Origin of the sequence: Pseudomonas sp. JY-Q, from assembly GCF_001655295.1 — a bacterium.
Lineage (GTDB): Bacteria > Pseudomonadota > Gammaproteobacteria > Pseudomonadales > Pseudomonadaceae > Aquipseudomonas > Aquipseudomonas alloputida.
This window is the reverse complement of the sequence record NZ_CP011525.1, coordinates 398787-423448: the sequence shown is the minus strand read 5'-3', so window position 1 is coordinate 423448 and position 24662 is coordinate 398787. Positions and strand designations below refer to the sequence as shown.

Sequence of the window (24662 nt, the reverse complement as noted above, 5' to 3'; positions counted from 1 at the left end):
GGACTTTGTTGGCCAAAATGAGGGGGCTAGGCCAAAAAGCTTCGCGGGTGAACCCGCGCCTACAAGGGAATGTGTATCCCTGGTAGGAGCGCGTTCACCCGCGAAGAGCCCCGATCAGGCGTCCTGTAGGAGCGGGTTCACCCGCGAAGAGGCCCTGTCAGGCGCCCCGTAGGAGCGGGTTCACCCGCGAAGAGGCCCTATCAGGCGCCCCGTAGGAGCGGGTCCATCGGGGCGCCGAACCGCCGCGAACAGGCCCGATCAGGCGCCGACGAGTGCCGGTTGGCCTGCGTTTTCCGGGTGCAACGGCAACAGCGGCGAATGCGGGTCATTGTTGATCGACGCACGCCACACATCGATCCAGGCCGCATTGTGCTCGGCCCACACCTGCTCGTGCAGGCGGCTCAGTGCCACCGGGTCGCTGAGCAGGGCCAGGCGAGTATTGAGGTCCAGGCCTTTTGGCCCGACTTCAATTGCCTTGGCAACGCGCTCGGCACGCAACGCTTCGATCGGTGCCGCCTGGCCATGGCGGGCAGTGGCCATGGCGCAGGCCAGGGCGTTCTGCCGCGGGTCGACCACGGCCCGCACGAAACCATCATGCAAGGCATGCCAGCGGTTTTCGTGGGTGTACTGGTCGGTAGCCAACAGCTCTTGTGGGGTGGCGTATTCCTCTGGGATGAGGAACAGCTTCTCGTCCTTGGCCGCCAGGCCCAGGCGGGTGCGGCTGGAAATCACCGATACCGGGATCGACAGCACCAGCGAACCGACGATAGGCGCCAGCCACCACAGGAAGCTCGGGTTCAACCACGCCACCAGTGCGGCCCAGGCAACGCCCAGCAGCGTCTGCGGGCCATGCCGGCGCACGGCTTCGCCCCACGGCGTGGAGTCGTCGTCACGCTGCGGCGAGTTCCAGGTCGCAGCCCAGCCGAGGAACGCGGCCAGCACGAAGCGGGTGTGGAAGATCATGCGTACCGGTGCCAGCAACATGGAGAACAGCATCTCCATCAGCATCGACAAGGTGACCTTGACGCGTCCACCGTACTCGACGGCGCCCTTGGCCCAGATCAGGATGACGCTAAGCAGCTTGGGCAGGAACAGCAGCACAATGGTGGTGGAGAACAGCGCCACAGCCTTCTCCGGGTGCCACTGCGGCCACAGCGGGTAAAGCTGGTACGGCTCGATGAAATACTGCGGCTCCATCAGCGTGTTGGTCGCCAGCAGCGCGGTCGACAGCACCAGGAACAGGAACCACAGCGGCGCCGACAGGTAAGACATCACCCCGGTGAGAAACACCGCACGGTGAACCGGGTGCATGCCCTTGACCAGGAACAGGCGGAAGTTCATCAGGTTGCCGTGGCACCAGCGGCGGTCGCGCTTGAGCTCGTCGAGCAGGTTTGGCGGCAGTTCTTCGTAGCTGCCCGGCAAGTCGTAGGCAATCCACACACCCCAGCCGGCACGGCGCATCAGCGCGGCTTCGACGAAGTCGTGGGAAAGGATGGCACCGGCGAACGCGCCCTTGCCCGGCAACGGCGCCAGGGCGCAGTGCTCGATGAACGGCTTCATGCGGATGATCGCGTTGTGGCCCCAGTAGTGCGACTCACCCAACTGCCAGAAGTGCAGACCGGCAGTGAACAGTGGGCCGTACACGCGGGTAGCGAACTGTTGCATGCGTGCATACAGGGTATCCATGCCCGAGGCTTTCGGCCCGGTCTGGATGATGCCGGCATCCGGGTTGGCCTCCATCAGGCGCACCAGGCTGCTCAGGCACTCGCCACTCATGACGCTGTCGGCGTCGAGCACAACCATGTACTTGTACTCGCCACCCCAGCGACGGCAGAAGTCGTCGAGGTTGCCGCTCTTGCGCTTCACACGGCGCCGACGGCGGCGGTAGAAGATGCGGCCAAAGCCTTTGGTTTCGCGGCACACATCCAGCCAGGCCTGTTGCTCGGCCACGGCAATGTCGGTGTCGTTGGTGTCGCTGAGCACAAAGAAGTCGAACCGGTCGAGGTTGCCGCTGGCAGCCACCGACTCGAACGTTGCGCGCAGGCCGGCGAACACCCGCGGCACGTCTTCGTTGCAAATCGGCATCACCAGCGCGGTACGCGCCTCGGGCGCGATCGGCTCGTTGCCTGCGCTGCTACCGGAAATCTTGTATTTGTCACGCCCGGTGAGCAGCTCGAGGAAGCCCATCAGCGCGGTCCAGAAGCCCGCCGACACCCAGCAGAACAGGATGCCGAAGAGGATCAGGATGGAAGTTTGCAGGGCATACGGCCACACCTGCACCACCGTGTCCCACAGCGGCTGGTTGACGATTTCGTCAAAGTCCACGAACGACCAGCCCTGGTACGGCAGGATGCCTTTCATGTACCAGCCAGCGACGATGGTCTGGCCGATCATGAGCGTCAGCAGGATGTACCGGCGGATCGAGCCAACCGTGCGCCAGCGGGCCGGCGGCAGCTCGCGCTTGGGCGGCTGCGGGGCGTTGGGGCGGCCGGTCATGCGTCGCCACATGCGGATCAGCACATTGGTGCGCCATGGCTCGGGCACGACCTTGGTGCGCTTGATCGGTGGGGCGATCTTCAGGCACAGGCGACCGCTGCCGTCGACGCCGAGCATTTCAGCATCTTCCAGCTCGGCGGCGCTGCCCACGGTCAGGCGCGGGCCCACCGAGGCCTGCACGGCCTCGGCAGAGCTGGCGGCCGGGTTGGCCGCCAAGCGTTGGTGTAGCTCACTGAACGAGGTGCAGCTGGCAAGTTCAGCCCGCTGCTCGTCGCTCAGGGGTAGGTGGGCCAGGTACTCGCCAAGCGATTCCGGCCTTGCGCTTGAGTTACTCATCGGCAGGCAACTGATAGCTCCAGGTCTCGGTCAGCACCTTCTCGGTGGTGGCCGGGGCCGCGTTGGTGGGCGCCGCATCGGCGGCAGGTTGTTCGGCCTTGGCAGATTGCTCAGCCTTGACGGCTTTCTCGGCCTTGGCATGCTTGGCTGCGGCCTTGTCCTGCTTGGCGTCCTGGGCAGGCTTGGCGGGCTCGACCGGTACATCACGCACCAGTGCGGCGCGCATTTCGGTCGACTTGTTGGCTTCCTTGACCTTCAGGCGCAGGGTCAGGCGCCAGCCCTTGGTCTCAGGGTTATAGCGCAGATTGTTCTCGACCACCTCGGCGTTGTCGCCCACGCTGATCTGGCTGCGCACGGCGGTGTCTTCCGGCAGGGCGGCAAGCGCCGGGCCGGCGAAGTCGACCAGGAATGCCACGCTGCCATCTGGCTGGCGGATCAGGTTGGACTGCTTGACGTCACCCGTGGAACGCAGGGTCTGCTTGACCGAGCCCAGGTCAGGGGCCTGGAACTTCGGCTCGTCGATGGTCCAGTGCAGGCGGTAGGCGTACTCGAACGGCTTACCTGGCTCAGGCAGTTTCTCCGGGCTCCAGAAGGCCACGATATTGTCGTTGGTCTCGTCGGCGGTCGGGATTTCGACCAGGTCGACGCTACCCTTGCCCCAGTCACCCTTCGGCTCGATCCAGGCGCTTGGGCGCTTCTGGTAGTTGTCGTCGAGGTCTTCGTAGTCGCTGAAAGCACGCTGACGCTGCATCAGGCCGAAACCACGCGGGTTCTCGACGCTGAAGTTACTTACAGCCAGGTGTTTCGGGTTGTTCAGCGGGCGCCACAGCCACTCGCCGTTGCCGGCATGGATCGACAGGCCTTCGGAGTCGTGCAGGGCCGGGCGGTAGTTGAGCACCTTGGACGGCTGGTTGGGGCCGAACAGGTACATGCTGGTCAGCGGCGCAATGCCCAGGCGGCTGACATGGTCACGCAGGAACACGCGGGACTGCACGTCGACCACGGTGTCGTTGCCTGGACGCAAGGTCAGCTTGTAGGCGCCGGTAGAGCGCGGCGAATCCAGCAGCGCGTAGATCACCAGGTGCTTGTCGGCTGGCTTGGGCTTTTCAACCCAGAACTCGGTGAAGCGCGGGAATTCTTCGCCCGACGGCAGGGCGGTGTCGATGGCCAGGCCACGGGCAGACAGGCCGTACACGTGGCCCTTGCCGACTACGCGGAAATAGCTGGCGCCAAGCAGGGTCATGATCTCGTCCTGCTTGTCGGCCTTGTTGATCGGGTACAGCACGCGGAAGCCTGCATAACCGAGGTTTTTCGTGGTTTCCGGGTCGTGCGGCACGTCACCGAACTCGAAGCGGTCCGGGTCGTACTTGATTTCCTCGACCTTGGTGGCGGTGACCTCGTTGATTTTCACCGGGGTGTCGAAGTGCATGCCCTGATGATAGAACGACAGTTTGAACGGGGTCTTGTCCTTCGCCCACTCGGCCTTTTCCTGCAGGAAACGGATTTTCTGGTAGTCCGCGAACTTCATGTCGCGGAACACGGCCGGCAGGTTGCTTTTGGGCGCGTCGTACTTCTGGCCGGCCAGATCCTTTGCCTTGGCAGCAACATCGTCAAGATTGAATGCCCACAGCTGGCCCGCGCTCATCAGGCCGACCAGAGCCACACTGGCCATCAGCGCCTTGCGTAGCCCGACGCTGGGGATTCTTGATGCTTTTTGGGGACTAACAATCACGAGCAACCCTCGCCGAAAACAGATCATGAAACCAACGGCCAGCGACAAATGCCGGGTTGGCGAGCACTGTTCGGACCCCGCGAGGGCGTAATGATTCCCCAAACGGATCCAGACAATGCTCGAGTCAGAGTGAAACGGACCTACGAACGCAGGTCCATGCAGCGCGCGATTATCCAGCAGGTTGCGTGACAACGCATCAGGCTGGAGCAACTATTTATCGTACAAAACCCCTTGTTTTCCTGTGAACAAAGGGTTTTTTGACCTCATATTTGTAACATAAATGTTACCGGGCCATCATTGACCAGGTGCACCTGCATATCTGCACCAAAACGGCCGCTGGCTACGTCGGCGTACTGTGCTTTTGCCTGTTGCAAAAGATAGTCGAACAACTCGGCGCCGAGGGCCGGTGGCGCTGCGGTCGAGAAGCTTGGGCGCATGCCGTTGCGGGTGTCGGCCGCCAAGGTGAACTGTGACACCAGTAGCAGGCCACCCCCGACATCCTTGAGCGACAGGTTCATCTTGCCCTGCTCGTCACTGAACACACGGTAGTTCAGCAGCTTGTGCAACAGCTTATCGGCCTGTTCACGGGAATCTTCAGGCTCGACCGCGACCAGCACCAGCAACCCTTGGTCGATGGCGCCGACCACCTCCCCCGCCACTTCAACCCGCGCACCGCGCACGCGCTGCAGCAGGCCCCTCATGCTTCTTCCAGGGGCAGGTCGAGCAGGCGCCGGGCCATCTGGTCGGCGGCACGCACCAAGGCATCGGTGATGCCAGGCTCGGAAGCCGCGTGACCGGCGTCACGGATCACTTTCAACTCACTGTTCGGCCAGGCCTGGTGCAACGCCCAGGCGTTGTCCAAGGGGCAGATCACATCGTAGCGCCCATGCACGATCACCGCCGGCAGGTGGGCGATTTTGGGCAGATCACGGATCAGCTGGTCCGGTTCGAGGAAGGCGTTGTTCATGAAGTAGTGGCATTCGATGCGGGCGATCGACAACGCCCGCTGCGGTTCGGAAAAGCGGTCGACCACCAGCGGGTTGGGGCGCAGGGTGGCGGTACGGCCTTCCCAGGTGGACCACGCCTTGGCGGCGTGCATCTGGGCGATCTGGTCGTTACCGGTCAGGCGCTTGTGGAAGGCCCTGACCAGGTCGCCGCGTTCCTCCGGTGGAATCGGTGCGATGTAGTCCTGCCAGTAGTCGGGGAACAGGCGGCTGGCGCCTTCCTGGTAGAACCACTCGATTTCCTGCGGCCGGCACAGGAAGATGCCGCGCAGGATAAGGCCGTGCACGCGTTCTGGGTGAGCCTGAGCGTAGGCCAGGGCCAGGGTCGAGCCCCAAGAGCCACCAAACAGCACCCACTTGTCTATGCCAAGGTGTTCGCGAATGCGCTCCAGGTCTTCGACCAGGTGCCAGGTGGTGTTGTTCTCCAGGCTCGCATGGGGCGTGGAGCGGCCACAGCCGCGCTGGTCGAAGGTGATGATGCGGTACAGGTTGGGATCAAAGTAGCAGCGGCTCTGGGCGTCGCAGCCAGCGCCAGGGCCTCCGTGGATGAACACCACGGGCAGACCTTCCGGCGAGCCGCTTTCGTCGACATAAAGCACATGCGGCGCTTCCACGGCCAGATCGTGCCTGGCGTAGGGTTTGATCTGCGGGTAGAGGGTCTGCATTGCGCACTCCGTGTGAGGATTATTCGGCCGTGGGCCATCATAAACCTGAATTGCGCTTTCAGCACCGTCCTTGCTGACGCGTTCGAACGGCGCGAATTGACCCTTGCGCAGATTTCCGGCAACTGCCTCCCACGGTGCCTGGCGACGCCGATAGCGTCGCCGCCTCCACTCAACGCTTGTAACGCGCGTCGCCCCAGGCCAGCAGCGCTTGCAGAAGCTGCCTCAATACCGCTTGCGTCGGTTGCGCCAAGTCCTCCCGGTAGGCAAACGGCTCGACTTCCTCCATATAGGTGCTTTGCGCCAGCTCCAGTTGCACAGCATGGATATGGTTGGCCGGGTCGCCATAATGCCGGGTGATGTGACCGCCTTTGAACCGACCATTAAGCACATGGCTGTAACCTTGCACCTCGGCGCACACACCCTGCAGCCGCTCAGCCAGTGCCGGATCGCAACTGGCGCCGTTGAAAGTACCCAGGTTGAAGTCCGGTAGCTTGCCGTCGAACAGGTGCGGGATCAGCGAACGGATCGAATGGGCATCCCACAGCAGCGCATAGCCAAACTGCTCACGCAAGCGGTCCAGTTCACGACGAATGGTCGCGTGATAAGGGCGCCAGATTTGCTCGAGATAGCGTTTGCGCTCTTCGCCAGACGGCGCCAGCCCGTCTTTGAAGAGGGGTTCGCCGCCGAACAAGGTCGCCGGGTACAAGCCCGTGGTAGCGCCGGCGTACAGCGGCTTGTCGTCGTCCGGACGGTTCAGGTCGATGACGAAGCGTGAGTACTCTGCGGCTACCACGCTGGCACCCAAGTCACGGGCAAAGTCGTACAACTGCGGGATGTGCCAGTCGGTGTCCGGCAAGCTTTGCGCCTGGTCGACCAGGCCGTCGCGCACGGCGTCGGTCAGACGCAAGCCAGCGTGCGGCATGCTGATCAGCAGCGGCAGGCGACCTTGGTGAAAACTCAATACCTTGTCCATCGTGCCTCGCTCAGTTGGAGATTTCGTGGCCAATGCGCACTACGCGCTTGGGCAGGTCGCCACCCAGCCAGTAGGCCAGGTCGGCGGGGCGTTCGATTTGCCAGGCAACGAAGTCGGCCACCTTGCCCACTTGCAGCGAGCCGTGACTGTCACCCAGGCCCAGCGCCGTGGCGGCGTGCACCGTAACGCCTGCCAGGGCCTCTTCCGGTGTCATGCGGAAGCAGGTGCAGCCCATGTTCAGCATCAACCGCAGCGACAAGCCTGGCGAGGTGCCGGGGTTGAGGTCGCTGGCCAGGGCAATCTTTACCCCGTGGCGGCGCAATGCATCCATTGGCGGCAGCTGGGTTTCACGCAGGAAGTAGAAAGCACCCGGTAACAGTACGGCGACCGTGCCGGCGTTTGCCATGGCCACGGCGTCTTCCTCTGTCATGAACTCCAGGTGGTCAGCCGACAGTGCCTGGTAACGCGCGGCCAGGCTTGAGCCGTGCAACGATGACAGCTGTTCGGCATGCAACTTGACCGGCAGGCCCAGTTCGCGCGCCTTGATGAACAGCCGCTCGACCTGGGCCGGCGAGAACGCGAGGTGTTCGCAGAAGGCATCCACCGCATCCACCAGGCCTTCGCCGGCCAGGGCAGGCAACATCTGGTCACAGATGTGCGCGATGTAGTCGTCGGCCCGACCCGCGTACTCCGGGGGCAAAGCGTGCGCCGCCAGGCAGGTGGCACGCACCGTCAGCGGCAGCTCGTCAGCCAGGCGCCGGGCCACTCGCAGCATCTTGCGCTCATTGGCCAAGTCCAGGCCGTAGCCGGACTTGACCTCGAGGGTGGTCACGCCATCGCGCATCAGTGCCTGAACGCGCTGGCGAGCACTGGCGAACAACTCGTCTTCGCTGGCCGCACGGGTAGCCCGCACAGTGCTGGCGATACCGCCGCCCTGTGCGGCGATTTCGGCATAGCTCACGCCCTGCAGGCGTTGCTCGAACTCGCCGCTGCGGTTGCCACCGAACACCGCATGGGTGTGGCAGTCGATCAGGCCGGGGGTGACCCAGGCACCCCCCAGGTCAACCGTGCGGTCAGCTTCGACCGGTGCCAGCTCGGCGCGTGGGCCTATCCACTCGATCAGCCCGGCGCTGGTGACGATCGCCGCGTCCTCGATGGCCGAGTAACGGCCATCGGCCATGGTTGCAACATGGCAATGCTGCCAGAGGGTTCTCATGCACAATCTCCTTTGCTAGCGGTGCAACTCGGCCGGCTCCGCTACCGGCTGGCCCTGCCCTGCGCGCGGCTTGCACCACAGCAGGTAGGACGCCACCAGGAACACCACCCAGATCACGCCGACGATCAATGCCGCCTGGGTGTCCGGGAAGTAACCGAGCACGCCAAAGATGAACACCATGAACGCAATGGCCATGGCCGGGCCGTATGGCCAGAACGGTACCGGGAACTTGAGCTGGGCCACTTCCTCGCGGCTCATGCTGCGGCGCATGGCTACCTGGGTGAGCAGGATCATCAGCCACACCCACACCGTGGCGAAGGTGGCGATCGAGGCAATCAGCAGGAACACATTTTCCGGGATCAGGTAGTTGAGCAATACGCCGATCAGCAGCGCAGCCCCCATCACCACGACGGTCATCCACGGTACGCCATGTTTCGACAACTTGCTGAAGCCGCGCGGGGCGTGGCCTTGCTGGGCCAGGCCATACATCATGCGGCCAGCGCCAAAGATGTCGCTGTTGATGGCAGAGATGGCAGCGGAAATCACCACGACGTTCAGCACGGCAGCGGCAGAACCAATGCCCAGGTTGCTGAAGATCTGCACGAACGGGCTGCCCTGGCTACCGATCTGCGGCCAGGGGTACAGGCACATCAGCACGAACAGGGTGAGCACGTAGAACAGCAGGATACGCAGTGGCACCGCGTTGATCGCTTTGGGAATGACGCGCTGCGGGTCTTTTGCCTCACCGGCGGTGACGCCGATGATCTCGATACCGCCGAAGGCGAACATCACCACGGCAAACGACGCAATCAAGCCCCCCACGCCGTTAGGCATGAAGCCGCCGTGGTCGAACAGGTTGCTCATGCCTACGGCATGCCCGGTACCCACCTGGCTGAAACCGAAGGCCATGATGCCGAGGCCGGCCAGGATCATCGCCACGATGGCGCCGACCTTGAGCAGCGACAGCCAGAATTCCATTTCGCCGAATACCTTGACGTTGCACAGGTTGAGGCCGCCGATCAGGAAAACGATGCCCAGCACCCAGATCCAGCGGGCTACCTCCGGGAACCAGAAGCCCATGTAGATACCGAACGCGGTGACGTCCGCGATGGCGACGATGACCATCTCGAATGCGTAGGTCCAGCCGAGGATGAAACCGGCCATTGGGCCGAGGTAGGTCGTGGCGTAGTGGCCGAAGGAGCCGGCCACCGGGTTGTGCACGGCCATTTCGCCAAGGGCGCGCATGACCATGAACACGGCGGCGCCGCCGATCAGGTAGGCCAGCAGCACGGCCGGGCCTGCCATCTGGATGGCCGAGGCAGAGCCGTAGAACAGGCCGGTGCCGATGGCGGAGCCGAGGGCCATGAAACGGATGTGGCGGGCACTTAGCCCGCGCTTGAGACCTTGAGCTTGTTGCATGTCACGTCCTTGAATTGTTTTTGTGGTCGTGAGATTGAGCGGCTGCTGCGCAGCCCCTTCGCGGGCAAGCCCGCTCCTACATGGATAGCGTTTGCAGATCGCAAGCTGTGTAGGAGCGGGCTTGACCGCGAAGGGCCGCCAAGCGGCCCCAAGGGGCATTACAGGCTTGGCAGCACACCCGCCGGCAGCAAGCCGGTCAGACTACCCTTGGCCAACAGGTCCACGGCCTTTTCGATATCCGGCGCGAAGAAACGGTCACGGTCGTAATGCGGCACCTCGCTGCGCAGCGCCTGGCGCGCCTGCTCCAGCTTGGCCGAAGTCTTCAGGCCTTTGCGCAGGTCCAGGCCCTGGCACGCGCCCAGCCATTCGATGGCCAGCACGCCACGGGTGTTTTCGGCCATTTCCCACAGGCGCTTGCCGGCAGCCGGGGCCATCGACACGTGGTCTTCCTGGTTGGCCGAAGTTGGCAGGCTGTCGACACTGTGCGGGTGCGACAAAGCCTTGTTCTCGCTGGCCAGTGCGGCAGCGGTGACCTGGGCGATCATGAAGCCAGAGTTGACCCCACCGTTTTCCACCAGGAACGGCGGCAATTGGGACATGTGCTTGTCCATCATCAGCGAGATGCGACGCTCGCTGAGCGAACCGATTTCGGCGATGGCCAGGGCCAGGTTGTCGGCGGCCATGGCCACCGGTTCGGCGTGGAAGTTGCCGCCGGAGATCACATCACCTTCGGCAGCGAACACCAGCGGGTTGTCCGACACGGCGTTGGCTTCGATGCCCAGTACCTCGGCGGCCTGGCGCAGCTGGGTCAGGCAGGCACCCATGACCTGAGGCTGGCAGCGCAGCGAGTACGGGTCCTGGACCTTGTCGCAGTTCTTGTGCGACAGCGACACTTCGCTGGAGTCGCCCAGCAGGTCGCGGAAGCAGGCGGCGGTGTCGATCTGGCCGCGCTGGCCACGCACTTCGTGGATACGCGCATCGAACGGCGAACGCGAGCCCAGCGCAGCTTCGACGCTCAGGCCACCGCAGGCGATGGCAGCGGCATACAGGTCTTCGCCCTGGAACAGGCCACGCAAGGCATAGGCGGTGGAGGCCTGGGTACCGTTGAGCAGGGCCAGGCCCTCTTTGGCGGCCAGGGTCAGCGGCTCGAGGCCGGCAATCGCCAAGGCCTCGGTGGCCGGCAGCCACTGGCCCTTGTAGCGGGCCTTGCCTTCACCCAGCAGCACCAGCGACATATGCGCAAGCGGCGCAAGGTCACCGGATGCGCCGACCGAGCCTTTCAGCGGGATGTGCGGGTAGACTTCGGCGTTGACCAGGGCAATCAGCGCGTCGATGACTTTGCGGCGGATGCCGGAGAAGCCACGGCTGAGGCTGTTGATCTTCAGCACCATGATCAACCGCACCAAGTCGTCATCCAGCGGCGCGCCGATACCGGCGGCGTGGGACAGCACCAGCGAACGCTGCAGGTTCTCCAGGTCATGGCTGGCGATGCGGGTCGAGGCCAGCAGGCCGAAACCGGTGTTGATGCCGTAGGCAGTACGGTCTTCGGCAATGATCTGTTCGACACAGGCGACGCTGGCGTCGATGGCCGGTGCGGCGCTGGCATCCAGTTGCAGGCGCACGGGCGCGGCATGGATCGCGCGCAGCTGGGCCAGGGTCAGGGTGCCAGGCTTGAGGGTGAGTTCGGTCACGTTACTACTCCAAATCGCGTGGAGCCGCAGGCCCGCTTGTGGGTGCCTGCGCGCTCCTTCTTGTTGTTCAGTATCACCCCTTGCAGGGTGCGATCCAAAGCGTGGTGATCAGCCAGTGATCATCGGCAGGTCCAGGCCCTGCTCCTTGGCGCAGTCGATGGCGATGTCATAACCGGCATCGGCGTGACGCATGACGCCAGTCCCTGGGTCGTTGGTCAGTACCCGGGCGATGCGCTCGGCGGCCTCATCGGTACCGTCGCAGACGATGACCATGCCCGAGTGCTGCGAGAAGCCCATGCCCACGCCACCGCCATGGTGCAGCGATACCCAGGTGGCGCCGCCTGCGGTGTTCAGCAGGGCGTTGAGCAGCGGCCAGTCGGAAACAGCGTCCGAACCATCACGCATGGCCTCGGTTTCGCGGTTCGGGCTGGATACCGAGCCGGAGTCGAGGTGGTCACGGCCGATCACCACCGGTGCCGACAGCTCGCCGCTGCGGACCATTTCGTTGAAAGCCAGGCCCAGCTTGGCGCGAAGGCCCAGCCCCACCCAGCAGATACGTGCCGGCAGGCCCTGGAAGCTGATGCGCTCGCGGGCCATGTCCAGCCAGCGGTGCAGGTGGGCGTCGTCGGGGATCAGTTCCTTGACCTTGGCGTCGGTCTTGTAGATGTCCTCGGCTTCACCGGACAGCGCCGCCCAGCGGAACGGGCCGACCCCGCGGCAGAACAGTGGGCGGATGTAGGCCGGGACGAAGCCTGGGAAGTCGAAGGCATTGGCCACGCCCTCTTCCTTGGCCATCTGGCGGATGTTGTTGCCGTAGTCGAAGGTCGGGATGCCCTGCTTCTGGAAGTCCAGCATGGCCTGCACGTGCACGGCCATCGACTGCTTGGCAGCCTTGACCACTGCAGCCGGTTCGGTCTGCGCACGGTCGCGGTACTGTTCCCAGGTCCAGCCGGCAGGCAGGTAGCCGTTCAGTGGGTCGTGGGCGCTGGTCTGGTCGGTGACCATGTCCGGGCGCACGCCACGTTTGACCAGCTCTGGGAGGATTTCGGCGGCGTTGCCATGCAGGGCGATGGAGATGGCCTTGCCTTCGGCGGTGTACTTGGCGATGCGTGCCAGGGCGTCGTCGAGGTCAGTGGCCTGCTCGTCGACGTAGCGGGTTTCCAGGCGGAAGTCGATACGGCTCTGCTGGCATTCGATGTTGAGCGAGCAAGCCCCGGCCAGGGTCGCGGCCAGTGGCTGGGCGCCGCCCATGCCGCCCAGGCCAGCGGTGAGTACCCACTTGCCTTTCAGGCTGCCGCCGTAGTGCTGGCGACCGGCTTCGACGAAGGTTTCATAGGTGCCCTGGACGATGCCCTGGCTGCCGATGTAGATCCAGCTGCCGGCGGTCATCTGGCCGTACATGGCCAGGCCTTTGGCGTCCAGTTCGTTGAAGTGTTCCCAATTGGCCCAGTGTGGCACCAGGTTGGAGTTGGCGATCAGCACGCGCGGTGCGTTGCTGTGGGTCTTGAACACACCGACCGGCTTGCCCGACTGCACCAGCAGGGTTTCGTCGTCTTCCAGGCGGGTCAGGGTTTCGACGATCTTGTCGTAGCAGGCCCAGTTGCGCGCGGCGCGGCCGATACCGCCGTATACCACCAGCTCTTTCGGGTTTTCCGCGACCTGTGGATCGAGGTTGTTCATCAGCATGCGCAGTGGCGCTTCGGTCAGCCAGCTTTTGGCGGTCAGCTTGTTGCCACGTGGGGCACGGATTTCAACGTCACGGTATTTGTTGTTGTCGGTCACGGGAAAGGTCCTCTGCGGTCGTCCGCGGGCGGGTATGTCGTGGTCAATATACAAACACACCTTTACTTGTATGTACAAGCATGGACAACCAAAATAATTGGACCTTGCCGTTCCTGGCTTGACTTCTTGGGGGGGGTGAAGCGAGCGCCGGTCCGGCTTGAGTTCTGCGGCGGTGCGTAGATCGAGCGCCCACCCGGCTTGAGTTCTGCGGCGGTGCGTAGATCGAGCGCCCACCCGGCTTGAGTTCTGCGGCGGTGCGTAGATCGAGCGCCGCCCGCGCGGCGCTTCGCGGGTAAACCCGCTCCTACGTTTGTTTCGGGCCAATTATGCCTGTGGGATTCGCGCGCGAACGCCTTGGTGCCTATCTCGATATCGCGTCGTACCAACAAGGCGGTCGCGCGCGCCAGGCACAGGATGGACTGGCCTGAAACAAACGTAGGAGCGGGTTTACCCGCGAAGCGCCGCGCGGGCGGCGCTCGATCTCACAGGCGACAAAAACCTACAGCCAGGCCCTCAGCACTCAACCAGTTCGATCAGGCAGAACCGCCCCTGAACCTCCAACCCCAGCAATTCATCATTGCCTTCCAGACGCAAGCAGTCGAACAACCCCAACCGCTGCGTCTCGCGCCCGGCAATAGTGACTTCGACCAGGCTGCTGGCAGCAAACAACAACACCGTCGACGCCGAGCTGTACACCCGGCTGGTGCCATCCAGCCACTGCAGCCGCGCCCGATATCGCTCAGGTGCATAGATCAGGTTGAAATCGCGGATCGCCCCGCCCAGCAACTTGCAGCTGACCTGGCTCTCGCCGCTGAACGCAAACGCATCGAACGCCAGCAATGGCCGACTGGCCTGGCCGTCGACCAGCAGGCGCATGCCGTCGCCCTGCAGCACGGTGATGATCCGCTGGTAGCCGGCGAAGGTGGAAAAGCCGCCCGACTCTTCGATGTCGGCAATCGACAGACGCCAGCCAAAACCGTCCAGGCCCTCGCCACTGTCGCGGGTGATCTCTTCGGTGAAACCACCACCGTTCTTCCACGGCATGCGCGGGTAATCGTGCGCACGCAACAACTGCAGCTGACTCATTTGCTGAAACGTCCTTCCAGGCGATGACGGGAACCGGGGTGGATCAGCCGTGCAGCGGTCACCGGCTGGCGGCCGGACCAGGTGCGACGACGAATCAGCAGGCAAGGCTCGCCCCGCTCGATCTGCAACAGGCGGCATTCTTCCGGCTCGGCCAGGATCGCCTCGACCACATGCTCACCTTCGGTCAACGGCGCCACCTGGGACAGGTAGGCGTAAGGCGTCTGCCGAGTAAAGTCCTGCTTGAGGTAGTCGGGGGCGATGGCCGCGTTAACGTAGCGGTCCTCGATCTGCACCGGCACGCCGTTCTCGAAATGCACGATCAGCGAATGGAACACCCGCTGACCTTCACGCATGTCCAGAGCCAGCGCCCGCTCGGAGCCGGCCGCTTCTTCGGCAAGCGTGATCACCTGGCAGCTATGCTGGTGCCCGCGCGCGGCAATTTCATCGGCAATGTTATTGACCTCGAACAGCGCCGAACGGCCCTTGGGCTCGGCCACGAAGGTGCCGACCCCTTGCATGCGCACCAGCAGGCCCTCGGCGGTGAGTTCACGCAGGGCGCGGTTGATGGTCATGCGGCTGAAACCCAGCTCGTTGACCAACTCGCTCTCGGAAGGTACCCGGTGATGCGGTGGCCAGCTGCCGTTGTCGATCTGCTGGATGATCATCTGTTTGACCCGGGCGTAGAGCGGCGCCGGGCCCTCGCCCATCTGGGCAACCAGCACGGAGACAGGAGGTGTCGGCACGGCGATGGATCCTTGTGCAAATGAAATGAGCGGTAGCTTGCCGCAGTTTACCCGGCAGGCAAACGCCTGTATATGTATATACAAGTTAACAATAACAGGATTCCACCGATGTCAGCCTACTTCGCCGAACGCGCCCTGCTACCTACGGGCTGGGCCAGCCATGTGCGTATTGAGGTCGCCAGCGATGGCCGTGTGGCCAGCATCGAGCCTGGCGCTTCGGCCGAAGACGCCGAGCGCCTGGCCGGCCCGCTACTGCCCGGCATGCCCAACCTGCACTCGCACGCTTTCCAGCGCGCCATGGCAGGCCTGGCGGAAGTTGCCGGCAACCCCAACGACAGTTTCTGGACCTGGCGAGACCTGATGTACCGCCTGGTCGGGCAGATCAACCCAGAGCAGCTTCAGGTCATCGCCCGCCAGCTGTACATCGAGATGCTCAAGGCCGGTTATACCTCGGTGGCGGAGTTCCACTACGTGCACCACGACCAGGCCGGCAAGCCCTACGCCGACCCCGCCGAGCTGTCGCGACGCATCAGCGCGGCCGCAGCCGACAGCGGCATCGGCCTGACCTTGCTGCCGGTGCTGTACAGCCATGCAGGCTTTGGCGGCCAGGCGCCGAACGACGGGCAGCGGCGCTTCATCAACTCCACCGGGCAGTACCTGCAGCTGCAAGCCCAGCTCGCCCCGCTGCTGGCCGCGCAACCGGCGCAGCAACTGGGCCTGTGCTTCCACTCACTGCGGGCGGTAACGCCTGGGCAGATCGCCGAAGTGTTGGCGGCCAGCGACAGGCAGTGCCCAGTGCATATCCACATCGCCGAACAGCAGAAGGAAGTCGACGACTGCCTGGCCTGGAGCGGCCTGCGCCCGCTGCAGTGGCTGTACGAGCACGTGGACGTGGACCGCCGCTGGTGCCTGGTACACGCTACCCACGCCGAACCGGACGAAGTCACTGCCATGGCCCGCAGCGGCGCGGTGGCCGGGTTGTGCCTGACCACCGAAGCCAACCTGGGCGATGGGATCTTCCCGGCAGTGGATTTCCTGGCACAGGGCGGGCGTATGGGCATTGGCTCGGACAGCCATGTGTCGTTGAGCGTGGTGGAGGAGCTGCGCTGGCTGGAATATGGCCAGCGCCTGCGGGACCAGCGGCGCAACCGCCTGTATCGCGGCGACCAACCGATGGTCGGGCGCACGCTGTATGACGCGGCGTTGGCCGGTGGTGCACAGGCGCTGGGGCAGGCGGTCGGCGAGTTGGCGGTGGGCAAGCGTGCCGACTGGCTGGTGCTCGATGGGCAGGACCCCTACATCGCCATGGCGGAGGGTGATGCCATTCTCAACCGTTGGCTGTTTGCCGGCGGCGATCGCCAGGTGCGCGATGTGATGGTGAATGGGCAGTGGGTGGTGCGCCAGGGGCGGCATGCGCAAGAAGAAGAAAGCGGGCGGGCGTTTGCCGAGGTGTTGCGCCAGCTTCTGGGCTGAGTGTATCGGGGCTGCATTGCAGCCCTTCGCGGGCTTGCCCGCGAAGGGTTGCAAAGCAACCCCAAAAAAACTCAGTGCATTTTTACTATTTGCTGATCGGACGCCCGCCAGATCAAGCGGCTGGTGTCATACCCCTGCTGCCGCGCCCTGGACAGCAGGTTCTCACGCTCCCAGGCCGGCAGTGTCGGCGTACGCGACAGAATCCAAAGGTATTTGCGGTCCGGGCTGCCGACGATGGCCGTACGGTAGTGGTCGTCCACATAAAGAATCCAGTACTCACCCCGCGCCACGCCTGGCACCAGCCTGGTGAACCAGTTATCGAACTCGACCCACAGCTTGTCGGTGTGCCCCGGCTCCTGGATATTCGCATGCCCTTCGGCGCGAAGCCATTCATCACCCATGGTGCGGCAGCGGTTGAGCACGCCATAACTGCCATCAGGCCTGAGGTTGTAATGGGCCTCGGACTGCTCGCAGCCTTCCTGGAAGCGCATGGGCAGGCGCGCCAGCTCGTACCATTTGCCCTGGTAGCGCTTGAGGTCGACATGGCCGGCGGTTTTCGGCGCCAGCGGGTCGTGCACGGAACCTGCACAACCGCCCAGCAGCAACGCCAGGCATACCCCCATCAGCAGGTACGCACGCCTCATTTGAGGCCCTGCCCGGAATACATCAGCACCTTGTCAGCTGCGTACTGCACGCTGATGAAGCTCTTCTCGTCCCCCCAGGTGCAGCTGCTCATGCCCAACGCGCCAGAACACTCGGTCGGCGTGCCGAGCAACTGCTCGACCTCGGCCTTGTTCATACCGGCCTTGATCTTGGAATAGTTTTCCTGATTGATCTTGCTGCAGGCAGTCAGCACGACGCACAGCGACAACAGGGCGAGGGAACGCAACGACATGAAGGGACACTCCTGAAAGATGATACAGGCGAGTGGCCTGCAGTGACCTTCGACGTGAAAATCCCTCCCAGGTTCCCTGCCCCACCCCCTATGTCCCTACACCATTGGTCGGATGGCCACTACTGTGCGATTAATTACAAAGCATTAATCATGCACCCAATAAAAAAGGCCGCCCCCAATGGGAGCGGCCTTGCGTCGCGATGCCTGCACAGCAGGCCCCTTGGGCCTCAGAATCGGGACCCAGGCTCCAGCAAAAAGTCCATCTCTTCGCTGGTGCTCGGCCGCTCCAGCACCAGGTTGCGGTGCGGGAAGCGCCCGAAGCGGGCAATTACCCGCTGGTGCTGCTCGGCATAGTCGAGGAAGCCTTCAAACAGCCGGCGGTTGGCCTCGGGCTGTTCATCCAGCAACATTCGATAACGCTCCACGCACAGGTTCTGCCAGTCCAGCACTTCGGCATGCTCCAGTACCAGCAGCACGAACACGCGTTGGATCGGCAGCAACTGGTAATCCCAGCCCTTCTGCAGGCCCTGCATGGCCACCACCTGGGCACGCCGGTCGCCCTCGAAGGCACGCTGCGTGTCGCGGTAGATCATGCGTGGCAGCTGGTCGAGCAAAATCAGCAGGCCCAGCCAGCCCTGCGGGCTTTGCTGCCACTCTTCGAGCCCACCCGCCAGGGCATGCTCGACCAGGTCGCCAAACAGCGCATGGGCCTCGGCATCGTAATGTTTGCCGAACCACAGCGTGCTCTTCTCGTCAGCCACGGCCTGGGCACTGGTGCCCCAACCGAACCACCACTCCAGCAACGGCTGCCAAGGTGCGAGCATGACTTACTCCTTGTGGTAAGCGGTGACGCGCTCGACCTCTTCCTTCGAGCCGAGAATCACCGACACGCGCTGGTGCAGGCTTTCTGGCTTGATGTCGAGGATGCGATCGTAACCGTTGGTGGAAGCGCCACCGGCCTGTTCGATGATGAACGACATCGGGTTGGCTTCGTACATCAGGCGCAGCTTGCCCGGCTTGCTTGGTTCGCGGGCGTCACGTGGGTACATGAACAGGCCGCCACGGGTCAGGATGCGGTGCACGTCGGCCACCATCGAGGCGATCCAGCGCATGTTGTAGTTCTTCTTCAGCGGGCCGGTCTCGCCTGCCAGCAGTTCGCCCACATAGCGCTGTACCGGGGCTTCCCAGTGGCGCTGGTTGGACATGTTGATGGCGAACTCGGCGGTGGTCTCCGGTACGCGGATGTTTTCGTGAGTCAGCACGAAGCTGCCCAGTTCGCGATCCAGGGTGAAGCCCTTGACGCCGTTGCCCAGGGTCAGGATCAGCATGGTCTGCGGGCCGTAGATGGCATAACCGGCAGCAACCTGCTCGGTACCTGGCTGCAGGAACGCTTCTTCGTTGAGGCTTTCGTTCTGGCTCAGGTACTGGTTAGGGCAACGCAGAACCGAGAAGATGGTACCGACCGACACGTTGACGTCGATGTTCGACGAACCGTCCAGCGGGTCGAAGACCAGCAGGTAGGCGCCTTTCGGGTACTTGCCCGGGATCTGGTACGCGTTGTCCATTTCTTCGGAAGCCATGCCAGCCAGGTGACCGCCCCACTCGTTGGCTTCCAGCAGGATATCGTTGGAAATCACGTCCAGTTTCTTCTGGACCTCGCCCTGCACGTTTTCAGTGCCCATGCTGCCCAGCACACCGCCGAGGGCGCCTTTGGACACGTGATGGCTGATTTCCTTGCACGCACGCGCTACCACTTCGATCAGGAAGCGCAGATCGGCAGGGGTATTGTTGCTGCGGGTCTGCTCAATCAGATAGCGACTCAGGGTAACGCGGGACATGTATGGCTCCGAACGGATTGGGGGGGATGAAAAACCCCCGCAGTTTACAGGGAGAGTGACGGGCTAGCGAGTGATGAGACTCGCCACGGCTCTCAGACGGCACAATAGGTCGGTAGTTCAGCCTTCGCCAGGCCGGTGGTCTGGTTGTGGGGCCATTCGCGGACGCGCCCGCGCCTACAGGTGGATAAGGGCCCTGTAGGCGCGGGTTTACCCGCGAACAAGCCAGCACAGGCCCGCCTCAGTCCAGCGCCTTCCAGATCTCGGTCGCATACTCGCGAATGGTCCGATCCGAGGAGAACCAGCCCATCCGCGCGGTATTGAGCACCGCCTTGCGCCACCACTCCTGCGGTGTGTGCCACAGATCCTCGACCCGCCGCTGGGCATCCCAGTAGGCATCGAAATCGGCACACACCAGGAAGCGATCGTAGGCCACCAGGCCGTCGATCAACCCGGTGTACCGAGAAGGGTCGTCTGGCGAGAACACACCACTGCGAATGGCCTGCAACACATCGGTCAAGCGGTTGGAAGCAGCGATGGCGGCACTGGCGCCAAAATCACCGGCACGCTTGCGCGCTTCAACCTGCTGCGCGGTCAGGCCAAAGATGAACATGTTGTCGGCCCCCACCTGTTCGCACATCTCCACATTGGCGCCATCCAGGGTGCCGATGGTCAGCGCACCATTGAGGCCGAACTTCATGTTGCTGGTACCGGAAGCTTCGTAACCTGCGGTGGATATCTGCTCGGAAAGGTCCGCCGCCGGGATGATGCTCTCGGCCAGGCTGACGTTGTAGTTGGGCAGGAACACCACCTTCAGCAGGCCGCGCACCGTCGGGTCGTTGTTCACCACCCGGGCGATGTCGTTGGCCAGCTTGATGATCAGTTTGGCCTGGTGGTAACTGGCCGCAGCCTTGCCAGCGAAGATCTTCACCCGCGGCACCCAGTTGGTGCCAGGGTCGTTGCGTATGGCCTGGTACAGTGCAACGGTGTGCAGCAGGTTGAGCAACTGGCGCTTGTATTCGTGAATACGTTTGACCTGAACGTCGAATAGCGCCTCGGGATTGACCGTGACGCCGAGGCGATCCTGAATGATGCTGGCCAGGGCGCGCTTGCTGTGCAGCCGCTGGGCAGCGAACTGCTTGCGGAAACCGGGTCTGTCAGCGAACGGCACCAGGCCCGCCAAAAGCGTCTGCGGGTCGTCCTTGAGTTCCGACCCAAGCGCCTCGACCAGCATCTCGGTCAGCTGAGGGTTGGACTGGTACAACCAGCGGCGGAAGGTAATGCCGTTGGTCTTGTTGTTGATCCGTTGCGGGTAGAGCTTGTGCAGTTCGGAGAACACCGTGCTTTTCATCAACTTGCTGTGCAGCGCCGACACGCCGTTGACACTGTGCGAACCAAGAAACGCCAGGTTGCCCATGCGCACCCGTCGGCCGTTGTCTTCCTCAATCAGCGAAACCGCGCGCAGCACGTCGAAGTCGTGCAGGCCTTTGGCCCGCAACGCATCGATATGGTAGGCATTGATCAGGTAGATAATCTGCATGTGCCGCGGCAGCATGCGCTCCATCAGCGCTACCGGCCAGGTTTCCAGGGCTTCTGGCAACAGGGTATGGTTGGTGTAGGCGAGCGTGCCGACGGTCAGCTCCCAGGCCTTTTCCCAAGGCACTTCGTGCTGATCCACCAGCAACCGCATCAGCTCCGCCACCGCAATCGAGGGATGGGTGTCGTTTAGCTGGATGGCCGCTGCATCAGGCAGGTTGAGCAGGTCCTTGTGCATGTTCAGGTGGCGCCGCAGCAAGTCCTGCAGCGAAGCCGAGACGAAAAAGTACTCCTGGCGAAGGCGCAGTTCCTGACCGGCCTCGGTACTGTCGGCGGGGTAAAGCACACGCGAAATGCTCTCGGCACGCGCCACTTCAGCCACAGCCCCCAAATGGTCACCGGCGTTGAAGCGCTCCAGGTGCAGCTCTTCCAGCGCGCGCGCGCGCCACAGGCGCAGGGTGTTGACGCTGGATCCGCGCCAGCCGACTACCGGCGTGTCGTAGGCCACCGCCCGCACCGTCTCGCCAGGCCACCATACCTGGCGCTGGCTACCGCTTGCATCGTGCACCGTTTCGACACTGCCGCCAAAGCTGATCGGGTAGATCACCTCGGCGCGCTCGAACTCCCAGGGGTTGCCGAAATCCAGCCAGTTCTCGGTCTGTTCCTGCTGCCAGCCATCGACCACGGCCTGACGGAACAGCCCGTGCTCGTAGCGGATGCCGTAACCATGGGCAGCGATACCCAGGGTAGACATGCTCTCCATGAAGCACGCAGCCAGACGGCCAAGGCCACCATTGCCCAGCGCGGCGTCCGGCTCGAGCAGGCGAATGCGTTCGAGGTCCACATTCAGCCCTTCCAGCGCATCGCGGGCGACGTCCAGCAGGCCCAGGTTGCTCAGGCTGTCGTACAGCAAGCGGCCGATGAGAAACTCCAGGGAAAGGTAGTAGACACGCTTCTGGCTGCGCCGATAGGCCTGCCGGGTGTGATCCATCCAGTGGTCGACCATGTGATCGCGCGCAGCCAGGGCAATGGCTTCGAACCAGTCATGGTCGAAGGCGTGCTCGGGGTCCTTGCCGACCGCGTAGGTCAGCTTGTTCAGTACAGCAGCGCGAAAATCCGCGACTTCGGCGTCACGTGCTTTGGGTTCCTGGGACATGCGGCATCCTCGGGCAAGTTGACGAAAGCGGAGGGAGAGTGTTGAGACTAGACCCTTCGACAGAGAGCGACAGTTACGGTTCGCAGTTTTCATGCCCACTCTGCGATTCCGGCAAAAGGTTGTTCATAAATTGAACAATTCCGGTATCATCGCGCGCCCCAAGACCGTGATCCACCCTATAAAGATGAAAACGACCCTGATCGCCGCGGCCGAAGTCGACCGCCTGGAGACCTGGCAGCGCTATACCAGCAACATGTGCCATGGCTGCCATTCGACCTGCTGCACCCTGCCGGTGGAGGTGAAGATCAAGGATCTGATCCGTATCGGCGTGGTCGACGAGTTCGAAAAAGACGAACCCCCCAAGAACGTGGCCAAGCGCCTGCAAAAAGAAGGCATCATCGAGCGCTTCAACCAGAAGTCCGGGATCTTCACCCTGACCCGGATGAGCAACGACGATTGCATGTACCTGGATCGTAAAAGCCGGCTGTGCACCATTTATGACAAGCGCCCGGATACCTGCCGCAACCACCCCAAGGTCGGGCCGCGGCCGGGGTATTGCGCCTACAAGCCCAAGGTGGTTGGGCGCTGATCTATTGCCTGCAGCGGCCTCTTCGCGGGTAAACCCGCTCCTACAGGTCTTGACCTTTGTGGATATCCTGTAGAAGCGGGTTTACCCGCGAAGAGGCCGGTACTACCAGCACAAAAAACCCAGACAAACAAAAACGCCCCCGGCCTTTCGACCGGGGGCGTTTTCATTCAGCCTGAGCTAACTCAGTTCTTGGCTTTCTTGGCTGCGCGGGTACGCTCGCCTTCGTCCAGGATCTTCTTGCGCAGACGGATCGACTTAGGCGTCACTTCGCACAGCTCGTCGTCCTGGATGAATTCCAGGGCCTGCTCGAGGGTGTGGCGAACTGGTGGCACCAGGGCGATGACTTCGTCTTTGCCCGAAGCACGCATGTTGTCGAGCTTCTTGCCTTTGGTCGGGTTCACGCCCAGGTCGTTGTCACGGCTGTTCAGGCCGATGATCTGACCGTTGTAGATCTCCTGGCCGTGTTCAACGAACAGCTTGCCGCGAGCCTGCAGGGTTTCCAGCGAGTAGGTCAGTGCCTTGCCGGTCTCGACCGAAACCAGTACGCCGTTGAGGCGGCCGGACATCTGGCCCGACTTCATGGTGTCGTAGCGATCGAAGATCGAGGTCAGGATGCCTGCACCGTTGGTCAGGGTCAGGAACTGGTTACGGAAACCGATCAGACCACGGGCTGGAATGTTGTACTCCAGACGAACACGGCCCTTGCCATCCGGAACCATGTTGGTCAGGTCGCCTTTACGCAGACCCATCTCTTCCATGACCTTGCCCTGGGATTCTTCAGGGATGTCGATGGTGACGTTCTCGAACGGCTCCTGCTTCACGCCGTCGACTTCGCGGATGATCACTTCAGGACGGCCCACGGCCATTTCGAAGCCTTCACGACGCATGGTTTCGATCAGCACCGACAGGTGCAGCTCACCACGGCCCGAAACCTTGAACTTGTCTGGGGAGTCGGTCTCCTGAACGCGCAGGGCAACGTTGTACAGCAGCTCCTTGTCCAGACGGTCCTTGATGTTACGGCTGGTGACGAACTTGCCTTCTTTACCGCAGAACGGCGAGTCGTTGACCTGGAAGGTCATCGAAACGGTCGGCTCGTCAACGGTCAGCGGCTTCATCGCTTCTACCGCATCCGGGGCGCACAGGGTGTCGGAGATGAACAGCTCATCGAAACCGCTGATGCAGACGATATCGCCAGCCTGGGCTTCTTCGACGTCAACGCGGTGCAGACCGTGGTGACCCATCAGCTTCAGGATACGGCCGTTACGCTTCTTGCCGTTGGTGTCGATGGCGACAACCGGGGTGTTCGGCTTGACGCGGCCACGGGCGATGCGGCCAACACCGATAACGCCGAGGAAGCTGTTGTAGTCCAGTGCGGAGATCTGCATCTGGAACGGGCCGTCGCGGTCAACAGACGGTGCTGGTACGTTGTCGATGATCGACTGGTACAGCGGGGTCATGTCTTCGGCCATGGCAGTGTGGTCCAGGCCGGCAATGCCGTTCAGGGCCGAGGCGTAGACCACTTTGAAGTCCAGCTGTTCGTCGGTGGCACCGAGGTTGTCGAACAGGTCGAAGATCTGGTCCAGAACCCAGTCAGGACGTGCGCCCGGACGGTCAACCTTGTTGATCACGACGATTGGCTTCAGGCCGGCTTCGAAAGCCTTCTTGGTCACGAAGCGAGTTTGCGGCATCGGGCCGTCCTGGGCGTCGACCAGCAGCAGCACGGAGTCGACCATCGACATTACACGCTCAACCTCGCCACCGAAGTCGGCGTGGCCGGGGGTGTCGACGATGTTGATGTGGTAGCCGTTCCAGTTGATGGCGGTGTTTTTCGCCAGAATGGTAATACCGCGCTCTTTTTCCTGGTCGTTGGAGTCCATGACGCGCTCGTCATTGAGCTCGTTACGCTCCAGAGTGCCGGACTGACGCAGGAGTTTGTCGACCAGAGTGGTTTTACCATGGTCAACGTGGGCGATGATGGCGATGTTACGCAGATTTTCGATCACAAGTGTATCTCGATCAGAGGATTCGGTTGCCG

General features: G+C 62.9%; 19 protein-coding genes. 2 read left to right on the top strand and 17 right to left on the bottom strand.

The features are described 5' to 3' along the window. Nucleotides 1-258: 258 nt before the first annotated feature. The 11 genes from mdoH to hutC all read right to left on the bottom strand — a co-directional run bounded on the left by mdoH (nt 259) and on the right by hutC (nt 15107). A complete protein-coding gene (gene mdoH / locus AA098_RS01845) occupies nt 259-2832 on the bottom strand; it encodes a glucans biosynthesis glucosyltransferase MdoH (RefSeq protein WP_003249265.1) in 2574 nt (857 codons plus the stop codon). Beyond that, nucleotides 2825-4564 (bottom strand): glucan biosynthesis protein G, encoded by a 1740-nt coding sequence (locus AA098_RS01840; RefSeq protein WP_218188646.1) that lies wholly within the window; start codon nt 4562-4564, stop codon nt 2825-2827. Before AA098_RS01840 ends, mdoH begins: the two co-directional genes overlap by 8 nt. A gap of 263 nt (nt 4565-4827) precedes the next feature. Next, a complete protein-coding gene (gene dtd, locus AA098_RS01835) occupies nt 4828-5265 on the bottom strand; it encodes a D-aminoacyl-tRNA deacylase (protein WP_003249262.1) in 438 nt (145 codons plus the stop codon). After that, nucleotides 5262-6233 carry a prolyl aminopeptidase gene (pip, locus tag AA098_RS01830; RefSeq protein ID WP_003249260.1) on the bottom strand — a complete coding sequence of 324 codons (972 nt, stop codon included), beginning with the start codon at nt 6231-6233 and terminating at the stop codon, nt 5262-5264. Before pip ends, dtd begins: the two co-directional genes overlap by 4 nt. A 169-nt stretch (nt 6234-6402) precedes the next feature. Beyond that, nucleotides 6403-7206, bottom strand: a complete 804-nt coding sequence (hutG, locus tag AA098_RS01825; RefSeq protein WP_003249258.1) for an N-formylglutamate deformylase — start codon at nt 7204-7206, stop codon at nt 6403-6405. A 10-nt stretch (nt 7207-7216) separates the two neighbouring features. Continuing rightward, nucleotides 7217-8422 (bottom strand): imidazolonepropionase, encoded by a 1206-nt coding sequence (gene hutI, locus AA098_RS01820; protein WP_064613766.1) that lies wholly within the window; start codon nt 8420-8422, stop codon nt 7217-7219. Between the two features lie 15 nt (nt 8423-8437). Continuing rightward, the gene (locus tag AA098_RS01815) at nt 8438-9841 is read right to left on the bottom strand and encodes an amino acid permease (RefSeq protein ID WP_003249253.1); all 1404 of its coding nucleotides are present in this window, start codon (nt 9839-9841) and stop codon (nt 8438-8440) included. Between the two features lie 158 nt (nt 9842-9999). Beyond that, entirely contained in the window at nt 10000-11532 is a 1533-nt protein-coding gene (hutH, locus tag AA098_RS01810) for a histidine ammonia-lyase (protein WP_003249248.1), read from the bottom strand. A 108-nt stretch (nt 11533-11640) separates the two neighbouring features. Next, a complete protein-coding gene (hutU, locus tag AA098_RS01805; RefSeq protein ID WP_004577162.1) occupies nt 11641-13314 on the bottom strand; it encodes a urocanate hydratase in 1674 nt (557 codons plus the stop codon). A 513-nt stretch (nt 13315-13827) separates the two neighbouring features. Further along, on the bottom strand, nt 13828-14400 hold the full coding sequence (locus AA098_RS01800) for a HutD family protein (RefSeq protein ID WP_014861510.1): 573 nt from the start codon (nt 14398-14400) through the stop codon (nt 13828-13830). Beyond that, on the bottom strand, nt 14397-15107 hold the full coding sequence (hutC, locus tag AA098_RS01795; RefSeq protein ID WP_173881450.1) for a histidine utilization repressor: 711 nt from the start codon (nt 15105-15107) through the stop codon (nt 14397-14399). The genes AA098_RS01800 and hutC overlap by 4 nt, the downstream gene beginning before the upstream one ends. 144 nt (nt 15108-15251) lie before the next feature. Here hutC and AA098_RS01790 point away from each other — a divergent pair, with 144 nt between their 5' ends. Then, nucleotides 15252-16616 carry a formimidoylglutamate deiminase gene (locus tag AA098_RS01790; RefSeq protein ID WP_064491074.1) on the top strand — a complete coding sequence of 455 codons (1365 nt, stop codon included), beginning with the start codon at nt 15252-15254 and terminating at the stop codon, nt 16614-16616. 71 nt (nt 16617-16687) lie between these two features. Here AA098_RS01790 and AA098_RS01785 read toward each other — a convergent pair whose 3' ends face one another. The 5 genes from AA098_RS01785 to AA098_RS01765 all read right to left on the bottom strand — a co-directional run bounded on the left by AA098_RS01785 (nt 16688) and on the right by AA098_RS01765 (nt 22038). Beyond that, nucleotides 16688-17260 (bottom strand): lipocalin family protein, encoded by a 573-nt coding sequence (locus AA098_RS01785; RefSeq protein WP_004576931.1) that lies wholly within the window; start codon nt 17258-17260, stop codon nt 16688-16690. Continuing rightward, entirely contained in the window at nt 17257-17511 is a 255-nt protein-coding gene (gene bamE / locus AA098_RS01780; RefSeq protein WP_003249234.1) for an outer membrane protein assembly factor BamE, read from the bottom strand. Before bamE ends, AA098_RS01785 begins: the two co-directional genes overlap by 4 nt. A 227-nt stretch (nt 17512-17738) precedes the next feature. Next, complete coding sequence (locus AA098_RS01775) at nt 17739-18335, bottom strand: DUF924 family protein (RefSeq protein WP_003249232.1); 597 nt, start codon at nt 18333-18335, stop codon at nt 17739-17741. Nucleotides 18336-18338: 3 nt separating this feature from the next. Then, nucleotides 18339-19349 carry a class 1 fructose-bisphosphatase gene (locus AA098_RS01770; protein WP_003249230.1) on the bottom strand — a complete coding sequence of 337 codons (1011 nt, stop codon included), beginning with the start codon at nt 19347-19349 and terminating at the stop codon, nt 18339-18341. A 238-nt stretch (nt 19350-19587) separates the two neighbouring features. Next, nucleotides 19588-22038 (bottom strand): glycogen/starch/alpha-glucan phosphorylase, encoded by a 2451-nt coding sequence (locus AA098_RS01765; protein ID WP_064613765.1) that lies wholly within the window; start codon nt 22036-22038, stop codon nt 19588-19590. A 184-nt stretch (nt 22039-22222) separates the two neighbouring features. On the opposite strand from AA098_RS01765, the gene AA098_RS01760 reads away from it, so the two are divergent. Further along, a complete protein-coding gene (locus AA098_RS01760; protein ID WP_003249225.1) occupies nt 22223-22627 on the top strand; it encodes a YkgJ family cysteine cluster protein in 405 nt (134 codons plus the stop codon). Nucleotides 22628-22809: 182 nt separating this feature from the next. Here the strand turns inward: AA098_RS01760 and typA are convergent, their stop codons facing one another. Further along, nucleotides 22810-24630, bottom strand: coding sequence for a translational GTPase TypA (gene typA / locus AA098_RS01755; protein WP_003249222.1), 1821 nt, complete (start codon nt 24628-24630; stop codon nt 22810-22812). Between the last annotated feature and the right edge of the window lie 32 nt (nt 24631-24662).